Origin of the sequence: Pseudoduganella namucuonensis, assembly GCF_900116645.1 — a bacterium.
GTDB lineage: Bacteria > Pseudomonadota > Gammaproteobacteria > Burkholderiales > Burkholderiaceae_D > Rugamonas > Rugamonas namucuonensis.
On sequence record NZ_FPBO01000005.1, the window covers coordinates 26,312 to 45,589 of the forward strand.

Annotated in this window: 15 protein-coding genes; 11 read left to right on the forward strand and 4 right to left on the reverse strand. The window is 69.5% G+C overall.

Annotated features, from left to right (window positions below; translation table 11 throughout):
- Positions 1 to 5 precede the first annotated feature (5 nt).
- Positions 6 to 1,907, reverse strand: a complete 1,902-nt coding sequence (locus BM436_RS07050; RefSeq protein WP_093554805.1) for a glycoside hydrolase family 97 protein — start codon at positions 1,905 to 1,907, stop codon at positions 6 to 8.
- A 218-nt stretch (positions 1,908 to 2,125) separates the two neighbouring features.
- Here BM436_RS07050 and BM436_RS07055 point away from each other — a divergent pair, with 218 nt between their 5' ends.
- From BM436_RS07055 to BM436_RS07095, 9 genes are all read left to right on the forward strand, one after another.
- A complete protein-coding gene (locus BM436_RS07055) occupies positions 2,126 to 5,152 on the forward strand; it encodes a PAS domain-containing hybrid sensor histidine kinase/response regulator (RefSeq protein ID WP_093554806.1) in 3,027 nt (1,008 codons plus the stop codon).
- Positions 5,153 to 5,286: 134 nt separating this feature from the next.
- A complete protein-coding gene (locus BM436_RS07060) occupies positions 5,287 to 5,715 on the forward strand; it encodes a response regulator (protein WP_093554807.1) in 429 nt (142 codons plus the stop codon).
- Positions 5,712 to 6,863: a methyl-accepting chemotaxis protein gene (locus BM436_RS37520; RefSeq protein ID WP_093554808.1), complete on the forward strand. Its 1,152-nt coding sequence runs from the start codon at positions 5,712 to 5,714 to the stop codon at positions 6,861 to 6,863. The genes BM436_RS07060 and BM436_RS37520 overlap by 4 nt, the downstream gene beginning before the upstream one ends.
- 52 nt (positions 6,864 to 6,915) lie before the next feature.
- Positions 6,916 to 7,284, forward strand: coding sequence for a response regulator (locus BM436_RS07070; RefSeq protein ID WP_093554809.1), 369 nt, complete (start codon positions 6,916 to 6,918; stop codon positions 7,282 to 7,284).
- Positions 7,281 to 7,586 (forward strand): STAS domain-containing protein, encoded by a 306-nt coding sequence (locus tag BM436_RS07075; RefSeq protein WP_229489505.1) that lies wholly within the window; start codon positions 7,281 to 7,283, stop codon positions 7,584 to 7,586. Before BM436_RS07070 ends, BM436_RS07075 begins: the two co-directional genes overlap by 4 nt.
- On the forward strand, positions 7,583 to 9,748 hold the full coding sequence (locus tag BM436_RS07080; protein ID WP_093554810.1) for a chemotaxis protein CheA: 2,166 nt from the start codon (positions 7,583 to 7,585) through the stop codon (positions 9,746 to 9,748). Before BM436_RS07075 ends, BM436_RS07080 begins: the two co-directional genes overlap by 4 nt.
- On the forward strand, positions 9,733 to 10,251 hold the full coding sequence (locus BM436_RS07085; RefSeq protein ID WP_093554811.1) for a chemotaxis protein CheW: 519 nt from the start codon (positions 9,733 to 9,735) through the stop codon (positions 10,249 to 10,251). Before BM436_RS07080 ends, BM436_RS07085 begins: the two co-directional genes overlap by 16 nt.
- 2 nt (positions 10,252 to 10,253) lie before the next feature.
- Positions 10,254 to 11,885, forward strand: coding sequence for a methyl-accepting chemotaxis protein (locus BM436_RS07090; RefSeq protein WP_093554812.1), 1,632 nt, complete (start codon positions 10,254 to 10,256; stop codon positions 11,883 to 11,885).
- A gap of 61 nt (positions 11,886 to 11,946) precedes the next feature.
- On the forward strand, positions 11,947 to 12,360 hold the full coding sequence (locus BM436_RS07095; RefSeq protein WP_093554813.1) for a hypothetical protein: 414 nt from the start codon (positions 11,947 to 11,949) through the stop codon (positions 12,358 to 12,360).
- Here the strand turns inward: BM436_RS07095 and BM436_RS07100 are convergent.
- From BM436_RS07100 to kduI, 3 genes are read right to left on the reverse strand one after another with little or no spacing between them, the layout of a single operon-like run.
- A complete protein-coding gene (locus BM436_RS07100) occupies positions 12,327 to 13,538 on the reverse strand; it encodes an AGE family epimerase/isomerase (protein WP_093554814.1) in 1,212 nt (403 codons plus the stop codon). The genes BM436_RS07095 and BM436_RS07100 overlap by 34 nt on opposite strands.
- A 32-nt stretch (positions 13,539 to 13,570) precedes the next feature.
- A complete protein-coding gene (locus tag BM436_RS07105; RefSeq protein ID WP_093554815.1) occupies positions 13,571 to 14,602 on the reverse strand; it encodes an aldose epimerase family protein in 1,032 nt (343 codons plus the stop codon).
- A 10-nt stretch (positions 14,603 to 14,612) separates the two neighbouring features.
- Positions 14,613 to 15,461, reverse strand: coding sequence for a 5-dehydro-4-deoxy-D-glucuronate isomerase (kduI, locus tag BM436_RS07110; protein ID WP_093554816.1), 849 nt, complete (start codon positions 15,459 to 15,461; stop codon positions 14,613 to 14,615).
- A 300-nt stretch (positions 15,462 to 15,761) separates the two neighbouring features.
- Here kduI and BM436_RS07115 point away from each other — a divergent pair, with 300 nt between their 5' ends.
- The gene (locus tag BM436_RS07115) at positions 15,762 to 18,710 is read left to right on the forward strand and encodes a TonB-dependent receptor (RefSeq protein WP_093554817.1); all 2,949 of its coding nucleotides are present in this window, start codon (positions 15,762 to 15,764) and stop codon (positions 18,708 to 18,710) included.
- 71 nt (positions 18,711 to 18,781) lie between these two features.
- Complete coding sequence (locus tag BM436_RS07120) at positions 18,782 to 19,255, forward strand: DUF6805 domain-containing protein (RefSeq protein ID WP_093554818.1); 474 nt, start codon at positions 18,782 to 18,784, stop codon at positions 19,253 to 19,255.
- The last annotated feature ends 23 nt before the right edge of the window (positions 19,256 to 19,278 follow it).

The following is a 19,278-nucleotide window of genomic DNA, read 5'->3' on the forward strand; positions in this document are numbered from 1 at the left end:
GAGCTTTATTGCGCGGGGCGCAGCCAGATGGCCTGGCCGCCGGAGGCCAGCAGCGAGGCGTCGATGACGGTCGTGGAGTCCACCTTCATTTTACGCACCGCGACCTTGGTTTTCGTGTCCAGGGCCGGATCGTCGGCGTAGATGTGGGCCACGTACTGCCTGCCCTTGTCGAGGAAGTCGAGCTTGATCTTCAGCTTGCGGCTGTCGTTGTTCGTGATCGTGCCGACGAACCATTCGGCGCCCTTGCGGCGGGCGGTGGTGACGAACTGGCCGGGCTGGCCCTGCGGCACGCGCGTCTCGTCCCAGGTCGCCGGTATGCGGTCCCAGAATTCGAGCTCGGGGCCGTGGTCGGACATCTCCGGCTTGTCGTACCAGTACAAGGTTTGCAGCGGGCTGTAATAGATCGCCGCCAGCGCCAATTGGTGCGCGTGCGTGGTCTTGATGCGCGGATCGTAGTAGCAGATCGTGTAGTCGGCGGCCCCCGCCAGGTAGCGCGTGAACGGCAGCACGGTGTTGTGGGTGGCGTCCGGCATCTCCTCGTTGCCCCGCACGCCCTCGGATGTGAGCAGGTTGGGCCAGGTGCGCTGTTCGCCCGTGGGGCGCCAGTCGTCGTGGATGTTGACCATGATGCCGGCGTCGGCCGCCTGGCGGATCGCCTTTTCCACCCACGTGGTCCAGCGGTGCGAACCGACCTGCACGAAGCCGAACTTCACGCCCTTCACGCCCCAGTCGCGGTAGGTCTGGAACAGCGTGTCCGACTGCGCCAGCAAGGCTTGCTGGTTCACGTACAGCCACACGCCGATGCCGCGCTCCTTGCCGTACTGGATGATGCCGGGCAGGTCGAAGTCCGGTATCGCCACCTTGGTCGCGTCCGAGTCGAAGGAGAAGGCGGGGCCGTACCACTTCCAGTCGAACAGGATGTATTGCAGGCCGTGGCGCGCGGCGAAATCGATGTTGGCGCGGGCGTCCTTCGTGGTCTGCGTCATCACGCGCATGATCTTGCCGGGTTTGACCCAGCTCTCGTCCTTGATCCTGGACGGCTCGTTCAGGTTGAGGATGAAGTGGCTGTTCTCCGCCAGCCGCCCCGGCGTCTCGGCCACCATGATGCCGCGCCACGGCGTGGCGAACGGCGAGATCAGGTCGGCCGGGTCGTGCATGGAGGTGACGATGGTGTCGGCCTTGGTCGCGCTCAGCTTGAACTTGGTGCGCGCGTAGTCCACCATTTGCGCCTCCAGCAGGTTCACGTACAGGCCGCCGGGCAGCTCCAGCGTCAGCGGGCGCTCGGATTCGTCCGGCCAGTCCTTCAGCGGCAGCAGTTGGTAGGGCGCTTGCGCCCAGCCGTGGAACCAGGCCCTGGTGCCGGCCGGCATGGCGAATTCCGTGTTCTCCCGCTTGACGCGGTAGTACGTGCCTTTCTCGTTCTCGGGGAAGAAGTAGCGCAGCGCCACGCCCTCGTTGTAGGCGCGCGCCTCCAGCGTCACGCGGTACATCGGATTGTCGTCCTTCACCATGGCGATGGCCACGGTGTTGTAATGGTCGCGGATCTCGGCGCGTTCGCCGGTGACGGGTTTCCAGCTGGTGTCCTTGCCGCCGCCGCTGACGGCGGTGATGGCCAGATTGTCGAACCACTTGTCGTGGCGGTCGATCTTCAGCGCCATCGCGCTTTCGGACAGGTGGTTGTCCAGTTCCAGGTCGAGCGCGGATTCGCGGACCACGGGACGGCCCTTGTAGCTGAGGGTATAGTAGAGTTCGCGCTTGCCCTGCGGGAAACGCTTCTGGTATATGCTCAGCTCCAGCCGCTTGTCCGGGGACGACAGGGTCGCGCGGCTTTGTTCGTCGATGGCCTGGCCGCGCGCCGCCATGGGTAGCAGGAGCGCGCTACAGAGCAGTAAAAGTGTTGTTTTCATGGGATTGCCGTCTCCACCTGTTATCGATAACAGTATAGCACCCGGATTTCGCGGAATGCAAAGCTTTTTGTCGGCGCGCGCCGCCATCAGCCTATCAGGCCATCCCTACCCCCAAATCGGCCTTTCCCTACTTTGGCGTCCGGTCCGGAGGTGCTACCGTCTCGACCCATCGAGGCGGCCCGGCGGGGCGAAAAGGGGGGGCGGTGGAGCGGACAGGCATGCATGAAACGCTGGCGGCGCAGTTGCGGCTGCGCTGCGGGGTCGAGTCGGAGGCGGCGTGGCGCGCGCTGCTGGCCGAGTTGCCGGCAGCGCGCGCGCTGCCGGGCATGCCGCCCAGGGTGGCGGCGCTGCTGGACGGCCTGGAGCCGCTGATGGCCGACATCGGCCGCCGCTACGACGGCCGCGGCGCCGAACTCGCCAGCCGTGAGCGGGCCCTCGATTCGGTGCGGCGGGCGACGGCCGAGCTGCTGCGGCACGACGGCGCGGTGCGGGAGCCGCCCGCCGACGACGACCTGGAGGGCTGGTCGGCGCTGCTGCCGGACCTGGCGCGGCGCCAGCAGGCCGGCCGGATGGAATTGCTGAACCAGCGCTTCGCGCTCGACCAGCACGCCATCGTCAGCATCGCCGACACCGGGCGCCGCATGGTCTACGTCAACGACAAGTTTTGCCTGGTCACCGGCTACCAGCGGCGCGAGCTGCTGGGCCAAAGCTACGCCATGCTCGACTCGGGCCAGCACGACGCCGCCTATTTCGACGAGGTCTGGCGCACTGTCGAGCGGGGCCAGGTGTGGCACGGCGAGGTGCACAACCACGCCAAGGGCGGACGGCCGTATTGCGTCTACGCCACGGTGGTGCCCTTCCTGGACGGGCAGGGCCGCCCCTACCAGTACGTCTCGATCGAGACCGACATCACGGAAAACAAATTCCTCTCGGAAATCGTGGCCACCAGCGAGCGCCAGTACCGCAACCTGGTCGACAGCCTGCGGGAGGTGGTGTTCCAGACCGACGCGCGCGGCTACTGGAGCTTCGTCAATCCGGCCTGGACCGGGATCACCGGCTACACGGTGGACCAGACGCTGGGCCACGCTTTCGCCGACTTCGTCCACCCCGACGACCAGCCGCTGGCGCGCCGCCGGTTCGCCCGCCTGCTGGCCGGCCGGCGCCGCCCGTTGACGGCCGAGATCCGCTACCGTACCCGCGACGGCGGGCTGCGCTGGCTGGAGATCCACGCGCGCGCCGAGGTGGGCGAGGGCGGCCGGGTCAATGGCATGGGCGGCACGCTGCGCGACGTCTCGGAGCGCCACCAGGCGGCCCAGCAGATCAGGGAAAACCTCAGTTTCGTCGACGCCCTGTTCGATTCCATCCCGCTGCCGATCAGCCTGAAGGACGCGGACGGCCGCTTCGTGCGGGTCAACCGGGCCTACGGCGCCTTCTTCGGCATGTCGATCGAGGCGCTGCGCGGCAAGACCGTGCGCGACGTGCTGCCGCCCGGCGTGGGCGAGGTGCACGCCGGCGGCGACCGCCACGTGCTGGAGACCGGCGAGCCGTGGATCCGCCAGGACAGCTTCGCGCCGCCCGGCGGCGGCGAGCCGGTCGACATCCACGTCAGCAAGGCCGTGCTGCGCGGCGCGGACCAGCGCATCCGCGGCGTCATCACCGTGACGGTGGACGTGACGGCGCAGGCGGCGGCGGTGCGCGCGCTGCGGCAGGCCAAGGAGGCGGCCGACGCCGCCAGCCAGGCGAAAAGCGACTTCCTGGCCAATATGAGCCACGAGATCCGCACGCCCCTGAACAGCGTGATCGGCATGGCGCTGCTGGCCATGAAGACCAGGCTGACGCCCAGGCAGCACGACTACCTGGACAAGATCCGGCTGTCGGGCGAGCACCTGCTGGCGCTGATCGACGACATCCTCGACTTCTCCAAGATCGAGGCCGGCATGCTGACCCTGGAGCGGGCCCCGTTCGACCTGGAGCTGGTGCTGGCCAACGTGCTGGCGCAGGTGTCGGGCCGGGCCGCCGCCAAGGGCCTGCGGCTCGACAGCGCGCTGGAGCCGGACGTGGCCTGCCACTTGGGCGGCGACGCGCTGCGCCTGAGCCAGGTGTTGATCAATTTGATGGGCAACGCCGTCAAGTTCACCGAGCGCGGCGGGGTCGGCATGCGGGTCGCCGCGCTGGAGCAGGACGAGGCGTCCTGCCTGCTGCACTTCTCGGTGCGCGACAGCGGCATCGGCATGACGGCGCAACAGCTGGAGCGCCTGTTCCAGTCTTTCCAGCAGGGCGACAGCTCGACCACGCGCAAATACGGCGGCACCGGCCTGGGCCTGGCGATCAGCAAGCGCCTGGTCGAGCAGATGGGCGGACAGATCGGCGTCGAGAGCGAGGCGGGGAGGGGCAGCCGCTTCTGGTTCACGCTGCGGCTGGACAAGGAGGCGCCGCCGCCGCCGCGGGCCGCGCCCCTCGCGGTCCCGCTGGCGGCGGCGCTGCGCGGCATGCGGGTGCTGGTGGTGGAGGACCACGAGTTCAACCAGCAGGTGGCGCGCGAATTCCTGGAGGACGCCGGGGTGCTGGTGGCGCTGGCCGGCAACGGCATGGAGGCGCTGGCCCTGCTGGCCCGCGAGCGCTACGACTGCGTGCTGATGGACGTGCAGATGCCGGTGCTGGACGGGGTGGAAACGGTGCGCCGCATGCGCGCCGACCCGGCGCTGGCGGGCGTCAGGGTGGTGGCGATGACGGCCAACGCCCGCGGCCAGGACCGGGAGCGCTGCCTGGCGGCCGGCATGGACGAGTTCATCAGCAAACCGGTGGCGCCGGACCGGTTGTACGCGGCGCTGGCCGGGCGGGCGGCCGACGCGGACGCGGCGCCGCCACCCGCGCCGGACGGGGCCGAGCCCGAGGTGCTCAGCCTCGAAGTGCTGGCCGAGAGCTTCGACGGCCGGGCGGACCGCATGCGCCAGTTCGCGCGGCGCTATGTGGAGACGGCGCGCGCCGGATTGGCCGAGGCCGGCGAGGCGCTGGCGCGCGGCGACCTGGCCGGCGCGGCCGCGCTGGCGCACCGTTGCAAGCCGGGCGCCATGGCGGTGGGCGCGCTGCAGGCGCTGCGGCTGTGGCAGGCGCTGGAGGACCAGGGCGAGGGGGGCTGCCCGGAGCGGGCCGGCGCGCTGGCGGCCGAGCTGGCGGAGGCGCTGGAGCGGGTCGCGCGGCGCGTCGAGGCCGAATTCCCGGCCGGGCCGGATGGCCGGGGGTAGGGGAATTCCTACCCGTCCCGTCGGATCGCCTTACGGGGATATCAAGATTTCCCGATGGATAAATATAATGATAGTAGGCAGCATCCTAGTAGGGATATTCCTAACACGAACCGCCGACCGGCCGACAGACTCCGATGATGCAAGATAGCGTTACCTCGATTCCCCACCATTACCGGCACGCGCTGCTGATCGATGACGACGTGTTCACGCTCGACATGGTGGCGCTGCGGCTAGAGGACCTGGGGGTGGCGCGCGTCACCAAGGCCGGCGGCGGCGAGCAGGGACTGCGCGCGCTGGGGCCGGACGGCACCGGGGCGGACCTGATCGTCTGCGACATCAACATGCCGCGCATGGACGGTTTCCAGCTGATGGAACTGCTGGCGGCCAGGCGCGTGGGCTGCCCCATCATCCTGATGTCGGGCCTGGCGCAGCGCTTCATCGACTCGGCCCAGCTGATGGCCCGCTTCCACCACCTGAACATCCTGGGCGCCCTGAAAAAGCCGCTCGACAAGCGCGAGCTGGCGCAACTCTTGGCGCGCCCGCCGGCGCCGGCGGCGCCATGAGCGCGCGCTGGCGCCGGCCGGCCCTGCCGCGCGGGATGGACGGCGCGGCGGCCCTGGGCGTGTTCTGGCCGGCGGCGCTGGCGGCGCTGTTCGCCGCGCTGCCGCTGTGGCAGCGCCGCGGCCTGCCCGAGGCCATCGCGCTGGCGGGCGTGCTGGCCTGCTCGGCGCTGCTGGCCTGGCGCCTGGCGCGGCGCGCCGGGGAGGCGGCCGCCAGCGACGGCACGGCGCTGGCCGCGCGCGCCACGCTGGACGGCGCGGAACAGCTGGTGGGCGGCGTGCTGCCCGTGTGGCGCCGCCATGTGCAGGCCGTCAACGCGCAGACCGAGGAGGCCGTCAATCAGCTGCTGGCCAGCTTCAGTTCATTGCTGCAGCAATTCAGGACGGCCGGCTTCACCGGCGCCGACGATCCGGCCAACGGCGAAATCACGCTCAGCCTGCTCACCCTGTGCGAGCGCGAACTGGGCCCGGTGATCCGCTGCCTGGAAACGGTGGTGGGCAGCAAGGCCGGCCTGCTCGAGCATGTGCGCGCGCTGGCCGAGGCCACCGACGAATTGCAGGAACTGGCCGACGAGGTCAGGAAGATCGCCGCCCAGACCAACCTGCTGGCCATCAACGCCTCGATCGAGGCGGCGCGGGCCGGCCAGGCCGGACGCGGCTTCGCCGTCATCGCCGGCGAGGTGCGCACGCTGTCGCAGTCCTCGGCCACCATCGGCGCCCGCATCACCCAGCGCATGGCCGACATCTCCGGCACCATGCGCCTGACGCTGGCGGCCGCGGCCAAGGCGGCCGACGACGACCGCGACGCCATCGGCGCCTCCGGCGGCGTGGTGGACGACGTGCTCGGCCACGTGCGCGAGCTGGCCCATTCGGCCGACCAGATGCGCGCCCGCGGCAACGCCATCCGGCGCGACGTCGAGAACCTGCTGGTGGCGCTGCAGTTCCAGGACCGCGTCCGCCAGATGCTGGAGGTGGTCGACGCCGACATGGGGCGCCTGGGCCACGACCTCGAACAGGCCGGCGCGGCGGGCCTGCCGCCGCTGGCCGCCTGGCTGGGCGAGCTCGAATCGCGTTACACCATGGAGGACGAGCGGCGGGGCCACGCAGCGCAGCCCCTGCCGGCGCCCGGCGACGAGCTGACATTCTTCTGAACCCGACCCCCATGGCGGCGCGGACATACCAATAACAGCAATAGGGGACAGCATGGCAAAACTCATCATGATAGTGGACGACTCCGCCTCGCTGCGGCAGGTGGTGGGCTTGACGCTCAAGGACGCCGGCTACGACGTGCTGGAGGGGGCGGACGGCAGCGACGCCCTGTCCAAGCTCAAGGGGCAGAAGGTGCACCTGATCATCAGCGACGTCAACATGCCCAACATGGACGGCATCGCCTTCGTGCGGGAGGTCAAGCAACTGCCGAACTACCGCTTCACGCCCATCATCATGCTGACCACCGAGTCGCAGGAGGAGAAGAAGCGCCAGGGCCAGGAGGCCGGCGCCAGGGCGTGGCTGGTCAAGCCGTTCAAGCCGCAACTGCTGCTGACGGCGGTGCAGAAGCTGGTCCTGCCTTGAGCGCGGCGGCGGACGCGGGCGCCTTGCGCATCGAGGGCGAAATGGGCATCTACAGCGCCGCGGAGTTGAAACGGCAACTGCTCGAGCGGCTGGCCGGCTCGCCGGAACTGGCGCTGGACCTGGCCGGCGTCTGCGAGTTCGACTGCGCCGGCGTGCAACTGTTGCTGCTGGCGCAGCGCGCCGCCCACGCCGCCGGCGGCGCGCTGCGCCTGCTCTCGCCCAGCGCGGCCGTGGTGGAGGCGCTCGAGCTGCTCGGCCTGGGCGAGCGCCTCGGCCTGGCCGCCGGCGGGGCCCTGCCATGACGCTGCGGGCGGCGCTGCACACCTACGTCCTGGAAAGCCGGGAACTGCTGGAGGAGATGGAGCGGGCCCTGCTGTCGTCCGGCGGGGCCGGCGCCGTGCACGCGGTGTTCCGCGCGGTGCACACCATCAAGGGCTCGGCCGGGCTGTTCGGGCTGGACCACGTGGTCGATTTCGCGCACGTGGTCGAGAGCGTGCTGGACGAGGTGCGCGGCGCCGCCCTGGCGCTGGACGCCGAACTGGTCGCGCTGCTGCTGTCCTGCCGCGACCACCTGGCCGCGCTGGTGGACGGCGCGATCGACGGCCTGCGGGGCGGGGCCGGCGGCGCCGACGCCTCCCTGGCCGCGCGCGGCGGGCCGCTGCTGGCGCGGCTGCGCGTCCACCTGGGGCGGCCCGGCGCCGAGGACGCGGCGCCCGCCGGCCACGCCGCCCCGCCGGGGCCCGCCGCGCCGCCCGCCGCGGAGGCGGCCGTCCGCCGCTGGCATATCTCGCTGCGCTTCGGGGTCGACGCGCTGCGCAACGGCATGGATCCACTGGCCTTCATCCGCTACCTGGGACGGCTCGGCACGGTGACCGGCGTCGCCACGCTGGACGACGCCATGCCGGAACCGGCGGCGATGGACCCCGAATCGTGCTACCTCGGCTTCGAGATCGCCTTCCAGGGCGGGGCCGACCGCGCCGCCATCGAGGGCGTGTTCGATTTCGTGCGCGAGGACTGCGCGATCCGCATCCTGGGCCCGGACTGCGGGCCGGACGACTACGCCGCGCTGCTGGACGGCCCGCCCGAGGAAGCGGCGCGGCTGCGCGAGGCCCTGGCGCGCTGCGGCGGCCTGGCCGCGGCCGAATTGGCGGAATCGGCCGGGGTGGCCCGGCCGGAGCGGGGCGGCCGCGCGCCGCGGCCGGCCCCCGCGCCCTCCGCGCCGGACGGTTCCTGGACCGCCCTGGCCGTTCCGGAACCGGAGCAGGCCGCGGCGCCGCGGGAAAGCCGCTCGATCCGCGTCGACGCCGACAAGCTGGATCACCTGATCAACCTGATCGGCGAACTCGTCATCGCCGGCGCCAGCGCCAGCGTGGCGGCCGGGCGCGCCCGCGACGCCGAGCTGAGGGAGCGCAACGCCACGCTGGCGGCGCTGGTGGAACAGGTGCGCGACAGCGCCCTGCAATTGCGCATGGTGAAGATCGGCGCCACCTTCAGCCGCTTCCAGCGCGTCGTGCACGACGTGTCGCGCGAGACCGGCAAGGACATCGGCCTGGTGGTGCAGGGCGGCGACACCGAGCTCGACAAGACGGTGGTCGAGCGCATCGGCGACCCGCTGACCCACCTGGTGCGCAACGCCATCGACCACGGCATCGAGGGCGCCGAACTGCGCGCCGCGCGCGGCAAGCCGGCCAGGGGCACGGTGCGGCTGAACGCCTACCACGAATCGGGCAGCATCGTGATCGAGGTGGGCGACGACGGCGGCGGGCTGGACCGCGACCGCATCCTGGCCAAGGCCGTCGAGCGCGGGCTGGTCGAGCCGGAGCGCAGGCTGAGCGACGGCGAAATCCACGCGCTGGTGTTCGAGCCGGGCTTCTCGACGGCGGCGGCGGTCACCAACCTGTCCGGCCGCGGCGTGGGCATGGACGTGGTCAAGCGCGGCATCGCCGAGCTGCGCGGCGAGGTGGCGATCGCCAGCGAGGAGGGCGTCGGCACCACCGTCACGGTGCGCCTGCCGCTGACCCTGGCCATCATCGACGGCTTCCTGGTGGCGGCCGGCGGCTCGATGTTCGTCATCCCGCTCGACACGATAGAGGAATGCCTGGCGTTCAACGACGCCGAAGCGGGGCGGGACTACACGGACCTGCGCGGGCAGGTGCTGCCATTCGCGCGGCTGCGCGCGCTGTTCGCGCTGGACGGCGAGCCGTCCCGGCGCGAGAGCCTCGTGGTGGTCCGGCACGAGGGGCGGCGGGTGGGGCTGGTGGTCGACACGCTGCTGGGCGAATTCCAGACCGTCATCAAGCCGCTGGGCAAGCTGTTCGGGCAGGTGCGCTGCGTCAGCGGCGCCACCGTCCTGGGCAGCGGCGAGGTGGCGCTGATCCTGGACATGCCGGCGCTGCTGGCGACGCTCGCGCGGCCGGGCCAGCCCGTCCCGGCCATCGAGGAACCGCAATGCCAGCACCACTGAGGGGAGACGCCATGCAGCCATCCACGCCGCCGGAACGGGCCCAGTACCTGACCTTCACGCTGGGCCGGGAGATGTTCGCCATCGGCATCCTGGCCATCAAGGAAATCATCCAGTTCCACGGCTTGACGAAGGTGCCGATGATGCCGCCCAGCGTGCGCGGCGTGATCAATCTGCGCGGCGCGGTGGTGCCGGTGGTGGACCTGGCCGTGCGCCTCGGACGCGCGGCCGGCCAGGCCACCCGGCGCAGCTGCGTCGTGATCGTGGAGACCGCGGACCCCGCGCAGCGGGTGATGGGCGTGCTGGTCGATTCGGTCAACGCGGTGCTGGAGATCGCCGCGGCCGACATCGAGCCGGCGCCGTCCTTCGGCGCCCGGGTGCCGGGGGAATTCATCGCCGGCATGGGCAGGGCGGGCGGCCGCTTCGTGATCGTGCTGCAGACCGGCGAGGTGCTCTCGCCCGGCCGGCTCGCCACCACATTCAACAATCATACGCAGGGGACTTGAACATGTTTGCAAATTTGAAAATCGGAACGCGGCTGGCCTTGGGCTTCGGCGTGGTGGTGGCGTTGATGATGGCCATCGGCGCCACCGGCGTCACGCGGCTCGACGGCGTCAACCGGGAATTGGACGACGTGGTGAAGGACAAATGGCCGAAGGTGCAGATGGCGGCGGCCATCCTGGCCGGCACCAACGAGATCGCGATCGGCATGCGCAACATGCTGCTGGCCAGCGACCCGGGCGAGGACAAGCGCGAGATCGAGGCCATCCTGGCCGCGCGCGCCAGGATCGGCGAGCAGCTGGACCAGCTCAAGCGTGTGGTGGGCACCGAGCACGGCAAGAAGGTGCTGGCGGGCATCGTGGAAAAAAGGGCCAGGTTCGTGGCCGGGCAGGACCGCCTGATCGCGCTGGCCGCGGCCGGCGACGTCGAGGAGGCGCGGCTCTACCTGAGCCGGGAATTGCGGCCGCTGCTGCGCGCCTACCAGGCCGACGTCGCCGAACTGGCCAGGTACCAGGGCGAGATGGTGGACCAGGCGGGCGCCAGGGCCGAAACACTCTACCAGGAGGCGCGCCAGCTGATGCTGGGGCTGGCCGCCGCGGCGCTGGCGCTGGCCGCCGCCGCCGCGTTCTGGGTGACGCGCAGCGTGGTGGGCCCGCTGCGCCAGGCGTCCGAGGTGGCGGACCGGCTGGCGCAGGGCGACCTGACGGTGCGCATCGCGGTCGCCTCCACGGACGAGACCGGCCAGATGCTGCGCTCGATGCAGCGCATGGTGGAGCGGCTGGCGCAGGTGGTGGGCGAGGTCAACGGCGGCGCCGACGCGCTGGCCAGCGCCTCCGAGCAGGTCAGCGCGACCGCGCAGTCGCTGGCGCATTCGGCCAGCGAGCAGGCCGCCGGGGTCGAGGAGACCAGCGCCTCGCTCGAGCAGATGACGGCCTCGATCGCGCAGAACACCGAGAGCGCCCAGGTCACCGACGGCATGGCCGGCCAGGCGGCGCGGCGGGCGGCCGAGGGCGGCGACGCGGTGGCGGCGACGGTGGCGGCGATGCACCAGATCGCCAAGAAGATCGTCATCATCGACGACATCGCCTACCAGACCAACCTGCTGGCGCTGAACGCGGCCATCGAGGCGGCGCGCGCCGGCGAGCACGGCAAGGGCTTCGCGGTGGTGGCGGCCGAGGTGCGCAAGCTGGCCGAGCGCAGCCAGCTGGCGGCGCAGGAGATCGGCGAGGTGGCCGGCAACAGCGTGGCCCTGGCCGAGCGCGCCGGGCAACTGCTGACGGCCATGGTGCCGGACATCGAGCAGACCTCGACGCTGGTGCGGGGCATCGCGACGGCGTCGCACGAGCAGTCGGCCGGGGTCGGCCAGATCAACGTGGCGGTGGTGCAGCTGAGCCAGACCACCCAGATGAACGCGGCCAGCTCCGAACAGCTGGCCGCCACCGCCGAGGAAATGAGCGGCCAGGCCGAGCAGCTGCAGCGGACCATGGCCTTCTTCAGGCTGGGCTCGGAGCCGGCGGCGCGGGTGTTGCCGCTGGCGCCGGCGCGCAGGGCGGCGCGGCAGGCGCGCGCCGCCGGCGCCGCGCGGCTGCCGGTGGGCGCCGAGCAGGACATCGACGAGTCTCAATTCACCAGGTTTTAAGGGCGCGGCCCGGCAGGGGCGGCGGCGCGCCGCCCGGCTTGGCGGCTAAAGGAGGAAATGGATGGAAACCGAACGTTGGGCGCGGCGCTACGCCGATGAATACAGGGTGTTGATCAGCGTGATGGAGCTGGCCGAGGGCTGCGCGCCGGATCAGGAGAAAATGGCGATGCGCCTGGGGGCGGACGCGATGCAGGCCTTCGTCCACATCACGCAGCGCCTGCGCGACCATGTGGAGCAGGGGCGCTTCCGGGTCGACGTGGTGACCGCCGCGCTGCTGCGCGACGGTTGCGAGCGGATGGTGAGGCTGAGCGCCCGCTTCGCGCGCGACCCGGGGCAGGACGCCGAGGTCGCGCGGCAGGGGCGCAACCTGGCCGGCAGCGTGGACGAGCTGTTCCGCAAGTCCTGCCTGGGCATACTGTCCGGCTTGCGGGACGGCGCGCGCTACAGTCCGCCCAGCGCCGCGATCGACTCGTAGCAGGCGCCCATGGTGTGGTAGTCGACCTTGCCGGCCGGGCTTTTCTCCTCGCTCAGCTTGCCGTTGGACGGGCTGAGGATGCGGTACCAGGCGCCGTGGCGGTGGTCGACGAAGTGCTCCCAGCTATAGGCCCAGATGCGGTCGTACCACTCCCAGTAGCGCGCCTCGCCGGTGCGCGCGCCCAGCACCGCGGCGGCGGCCAGGCTCTCGGCCTGCACCCAGAAGTACTTGTCGCCGTCGCAGATCTCGCCCTCGGTGCCGAAGCCGTAGTGGATGCCGCCGTGCCGCTTGTCCCAGGCCGTTTCCAGCGCCGCGTCGAACAGCGCCTGCGCGCGCGGCGCCAGCCACGCGGTGGGCGCGTCCAGGCGATCGGCGTGGCGCTCCAGCAACAGCAGCAGCTTGGCCCATTCGGTGAAGTGGCCGGGCTGGAAGCCCCACGGGCGGAAGATGTTGCTCTTGTCGTGGCGGTTGTAGTTCCAGTCTATGGTCCAGTCGGCGGTGTAGTGCTCCCAGATCATGCCGTCCGCCAGGCCGGCCTGCCGCACGGTGATGTTGTGCGCCAGCGTGGCCGCGCGCTGCAGGTAGCGCTGGTCGCCGGAGGCCTCGAACGCGGCCAGCATCGCCTCGCAGGCGTGCATGTTGGCGTTCTGGCCGCGATACGGGTCGAGCACCGACCAGTCGGCGCTGGCCTGGTCCGCGTACAGGCCGTGCCGCGGCTCCCAGAAGCGGCGCTCCATCAGCTCGTAGGTCTCGTTCATGTGGCCGCGGGCCTCCTCCATGCCGGCGGCCAGCGCGTGGGAATAGGCCAGCAGCACGAAGGCCAGGCCGTAGCAGTGGTTGTCGGCGTCGAGCACGCGCTTCTTGCCGTCTTGCCAGGACAGCTGCCAGGCGTAGCCGCCGGTGTGCGGGTCGCGGTGGACGTCGCGCAGGAAGGCGACGCCGTGCCGCATCGCCTCCAGGTAGGCCGGGTCGCCGAACTGGCGGTGGGCCATCGCGTAGTTGAAGACGAAGCGCGTGCTGCTCACCAGGTGGCGGGTGGCGCCGTCGTAAATGGTGCCGTCGTCCAGGAAGAAATGGTGGAAGCCGCCGGTCGGATCGATGCAGCGCGGATGGTAGAACTGCATGGTGTGCGCGATGTGCGACAGCAGCATCTCGCGCGAGCGGAATTGTGGGAGCATGGGGGCCTTTCGGATGCGGGGGTTGTACGGGATTACGGCGCGGCGGGGCCGGATTGCGGCCATGCCGCGATCCGGTATCGGGTGTGCCAGGGCTGGTCCGGGGTCAGGGCGACGCCGGCGCGGCCGGCCAGCGGATGCTCGCTCGGGGCCCGCGCCACGCGGCCCAGGTCGAACAGGCTGTTGACGGGCTCCGCGCCCAGCGCGAGGTGGCGGCTCATCCAGGGGAAGTCCAGGCGGCCGCCGTTGCTCACCCACAGCATCAGGTCGGGCAGCTGGGCCGTGTCCCACCACAGACCGACGCAGGCGTCGTAGTCCAGGTAGTGCAGCGCGAACGGCGGGGCGCCGGCGGCCGCGCTCAGCGCGTGCACCTGCATCAGCTCCTCCGAATGGCCGTCCAGCGGCAGCAGGCCCAGGTCCAGCGGGCCGTCCGCGCCGGCCATGCGGGACAGGCCGGCCGAGCGGGTGTCGGGCTTGAGGCGCGACACCGCGCCGGCGGAGCGGGACGGATAGCTGAACACGCCGTCGTGCGCGCCCAGCAGGACCCGTACCCGCCCCGGTTCGGGCGGCAGGCGGAAGGTGGGATGCAGGCCCACCGGCAGCCGCGAGGGCCGGCGCGACCAGACGCTGAGCCGGATGTCGACCGCCGGCGAGTGCGGATCGGCCGCGATGGTGCGCTCGATGCGGCTCACCGCCGCGTCGGCGGGATAGTCGATCGCCAGGCGCACGAAGGACGGCGTCGACTCCAGGCATTCCCAGCGGTGGTTGGCGCCGTAGCCGTGCGACCAGTGGTCGTCGGCGGCACGGACGGCCCAGCCGGGCGGCAGGTCGTCGGGCGGGTCGACGCGGCCGAAGGGCACGCAGGGCCACTCGCCGCGCAGGCGCCGCATCAGCCCCGGCAGGCCGGCCGCCTCGCGCATGCCGGTCCACGGCGCCACGTGCATGACGTCGATTTCCCGCTCGGCGCCGAGGCGGAAGGTGAGCGGCCCCAGCATGCCGCCCAGCCGCTGGACTTCGGCGCTGCCATACTCCCATTCCAGGCGCAGCGGGCGGATCAGATCGGACATGACGCTACTCCTACTTCAACTGGCAGATATCGAGCACGTTCATGTCCGTGTAGTCGAGGTTCTCGCCGCCCATGGCCCAGATGAAGGCGTAGTTCGCCGTGCCCGAGCCCATGTGGATGGACCATGGCGGCGACACCACCGCCTCCTCGTTGGCGACGATGATGTGGCGCGCGGCGTCCGGCTCGCCCATGAAATGGAACACGCGTTCGGATTCCTTCAGGTCGAAATAGAAATAGACCTCGGAGCGGCGGTCGTGCAGGTGCGGCGGCATGGTGTTCCAGACGCTGCCGGTCTTCAGCACCGTCAGTCCCAGCAGCAGCTGGGCCGACTTGCACACGCCGGGGATCACGTACTGGTAGATGGTGCGGGCGTTCGATGTCTCCATTCCGCCACGCTCCAGCGGGATGGCCTCGGCGTGCGTGATCTTCACGGTCTCGTAGCGCACGTGGGCCGGCGTCGAGGCCAGATAGAAGCGCGCCGGGTTCGCCGGGTCCGCCGATTCGAACACCACGTCGGCGCTGCCCATGGGGATGTACAGGCCGTCGCGCGGCGCCAGCTCATACAGTTCGCCGTCGACGCGCACACGGCCCGCGCCGGATGATACATTGATCACACCCAGTTCGCGCCGAACCAGGAAGGGCTGGCCGGCGGCCGACGCCGGCTCGGTGTGCAAGGGCAGGGCGACCGGGCCGGCGACCGGCGCGGCGCCGCCGATGACGAAGCGCTCGTTGTGGCAATAATTCAACACCACGCGGTCCGCCGCGAACAGGCCGCCGATCAGGTGGCGCTCGCGCAGCTGGTCGTTGCTGGCATGCGACATCATGTCGGGGTGGGTGGCGTGGTAGGTCTTGGCGAACATCTTTTGCTCCAAAAATTAGGGTGATTGCTGATATCGATAACAGTCTAAGGGATAAAATACCACAACGTAAAGGCAAACTTTGGCGTAAAAGCCGCAAAAAAAAGGAATTTTGCGATCGGCGCGATGATTTTTAAAATTCCAGTTGCCAATAATTCGGGATATGCTAACATCATGTTATCGATAACCTGTTAGCGTTCACAGAAGTGGCGCGCCACAGGCGATAACAAAGAGCCGTAGCGGCTTGAACAAGCCGCGGCATGCCGCCAAGACGGCGTGCATCATTCAATTGGGGACACTTATATGTACAAGAAAACTGGATTTTCGCTGCAGGTAACCGGGATCGCCCTGGCGGTGTCGCAGGCGTTCGCGCCGGAAGCGATGGCGCAGCAGCAGGCCGCCGAACAGACCGTGGTGGTGACGGGTATCCGCGCCTCGGCCCGCTCGTCGGTGGCCATCAAGCGCGACACGATGGAAGTGGTCGATTCCATCACCGCCGACGACATCGGCAAGCTGCCCGACCTGAACGTGGCAGAGACGATGACCCGCATTCCGGGCGTGCAGGGCTACCGTTACGGCGGCGAGGGCGCCTCGCCGGTGGGCGCGGGCTCCGGCCTGACCATCCGCGGCCTGTCCGGCCAGACGGCGTCGCAGATCAATGGCCGCGCGTTCAACACCGCCGGCGGCCGTGAGTTCAACATCGAGAGCGCGATTCCCGGCATGATCGCCGGCGTCGACGTCTACAAGAACCCGTCGGCCGAGCACATCGAAGGCGGCATCGGCGGCCTGGTCAACATCCGCAACCGCAACCCGAGCGATTTCAAGGGCCCGACCGTCGCGGCGTCGATCAGCTTCAGCAACAACGATCTGGCCAAGAAGACCGATCCCGAGTTGTTCGTCATGGGCGCCAACCGCATCGACCTGGGCGGCGGCAGCCGCATCGGCGTGATGGGCGCGGCGGTCTACCAGAAGAGCACCGGCCGTTCGGACAACAACCCGGCCAACCGCGGCGGCAGCCTGAAGCGCGCGGTCCGCGCCGACAGCGCCGAGTACGCGACGCGCGCCGCCGCCAACACGGCCAACAGCCCGTTCCAGCCGATGTCCGCCTATGTGGGCCGCAGCGATGTCAACTTCATGGACAACGTCGGCACCACCGGCGCCAACATGCCCAACTTGGCCGGCCTGACCGCGGACCAGATCAGCAACGTGATCTCGGCCACGGGCGTGAACAGCAACGCGTTCCAGGAAACCATCATGCGCGAGCGCAAGGGTTTGAACCTGGCGGGCGACTACCGCGTCAGCAATACCTTGCGTTTCTACGCCGAGGCGAACTATGTGTACTACCTGTACCACCAGAACTACCGCGGCCTGAATTCGGTTGACGGCGCCAACGTGCAGAACCTGCAGACCACGCCGTTCAACTACACCGAGGCGCTGGCCAACCGCAACATCAACGGCGGCAGCAACGACGTGCTGGTCAGCAAGCGCCTGTTGAGCGGCAGCTTCCTGAACTCGGCCGTCACCTCGATGGGTGGGGACGAGCACACCCCTTATACGACCTGGGTGGGCGCGGCCGGCGCCGAATGGAGCCCGACGGCTGACCTGTCGCTGAAGGCCGACTTCTCGTACATCAAGTCCGACAAGACCCAGGATAACCGCAACGTGCTCATGGATTCCGCGCCAGGCAAGCTGTGGTCCACCAACCGTATCGCCGATGGCGCGCCGCACCAGCTGACCTTCACCGGCCCCGACCTGAGCGATCCGGCCAACTTCGTGTTCCGCCAGTATGAGAATGGTTCCAACCAGAGCTGGGACGACAGCGGCCACGCCACCGCGCTGAGCGGCGCCTACAGCCTGGACGTCGGCCCGTTCAACCGCCTCAAGTTCGGCACCCGCTACGCCCACATGGACAGCCTGTACAAGAATTTCCGCCCGGGGTCCAGGCCACTGACCACCGACGGCCTGGCGCTGACGGCCAACCGTTCGAACGCCATCAACGCCTCGACCATGGGCAGCGCGATCGAGCGGGCGCCGACCAACTTCATGGGCGGCGACGCCGGCTATGCGGGCGGCTTCGCGGTCTACAAGCCGGACGCGCTGCTGGGCAACCAGGTCCAGACCGCCTTCCCGAAATCGGGCATCCCGCAAGACGGCGCCTACCCGGAACTCGCCGGCGAACGCCGCTACGTCGAAGAGAACACGCTGGCCGGCTACCTGGTGGGCGAATTCTCGGCGATGGACGAGCGCCTCAAGGGTAGTGTCGGCGTGCGCGTGGTGCGCACCACCGGCACGGCCGTGGCCCGCGCGACCGGCTTGAACGGCGCCCTGGTGGACGTGGTGGGCAAGACTTCCTACACCAATTCCTTGCCAACGTTTAACGCCACCTACGACATCTCGAAAGAATCGCTGGTGCGCTTCGCCTATGGCCGCGGCATGACCCGCGCCGGCATTGGCGACCTGAATCCGTCCATCAGCGGCGTGAACACTTCCACCGGCACCGCCAACGTCGGCAATCCGGACCTGCGTCCGCTGGTCGCCGACAGCTTCGACCTGTCGCTGGAGCACTACTTCAGCAAGACCAACTACGCGTCGCTCGCGGTGTTCGATAAACAGATCGACGGCTTCTTCAATAACCTGCTGTCGTGCCAGACGCTGGACCCCGCTGTCGCCGGACCATACACCGGTTCGGTCGGCAACGGTTGCAGCGGCGGCCAGTATTCGGTCAGCAAGCGCGTCAATGCCGAGAAAGGCTATGCGCGCGGCGTGGAAGTGGCCGGCCAGTACTTCTTCGACGGCGCCGAAGGCATCCTGAAGAACTTCGGCGTGTCCGGTTCGTACACCTACGTGACGACGGCCAACCCGCTCAACTTCGGCACCGCCGCGGCCCCCCGCGTCGTGCGCATGGCGCAGCCGTTCCAGTCCAAGCACAACTACAGCGTGTCCGGCATGTACGAGGACAAGAAGCTGTCGGCCCGCCTGGCCTACACGTGGCGTTCGATGTCGCTGTTTAACGATGTGGCGATCAATCCGATCGACAGCCGTTCCATCGACGCCTACGGCATCCTGGACGGTTCGATCAACTATGAAATCGCCGACAACCTGACGCTGTCGTTCAACGCCAAGAACATCACCAACAAGGCGCTGCACCGCTACATCGGCGAGCCTGACTACAAAACCGGCATCGAACTGCAGCACTATGGCAACGGCCGCACCTTCGTTCTCGGCCTGCGCTACAAGTTCGGCGCGCTGTAATCGCGTGGCAATCCTGTAGTATCGCCAGACCGGCACGGCTTCGCCGTGCCGGTTTTTTTTGAAAGCACCGAATGACCATCACCAACCGCCGCCACTTCCTGCTGGGCGCCAGCGCGCTCGGCCTGCTCGCCATCCGTCCCGCCATGGCGCGGGACGCCATCGACACCTTCCAGCCCGGCGATCCGGCCTCCGAGGCCGCCCACGCCTATGCCGGCGAGCTCGCCGAAACCACCCATCTGTTCGGCCGCGCCGGCCGCCTGATCAAGGCCGGCGGCCATATCGAGTTCGACCTGCGCTGCGAGGACCGGCCGCTGACGCTCTACGTCAGCTACTCGGGCGACGCCGAGGGCGGCCTGGTGGACGTCCGCATCGACGGCGAGCTGATCGCCACCCAGCGGCTGGGCAAGGAAAAGCCCGGCGGCTTGTTCGAGGCGGCCTACCTGGTGCCGTACGCCTACTCGCGCGGCAGGAAAAAACTGCGCCTGCGCTTCAATCCCTTGCCCAAAACGCGCGATCCGGCCATCTATGGCGTGCGGTTGGCGTGATAATTGCAATATAATATTGAAGT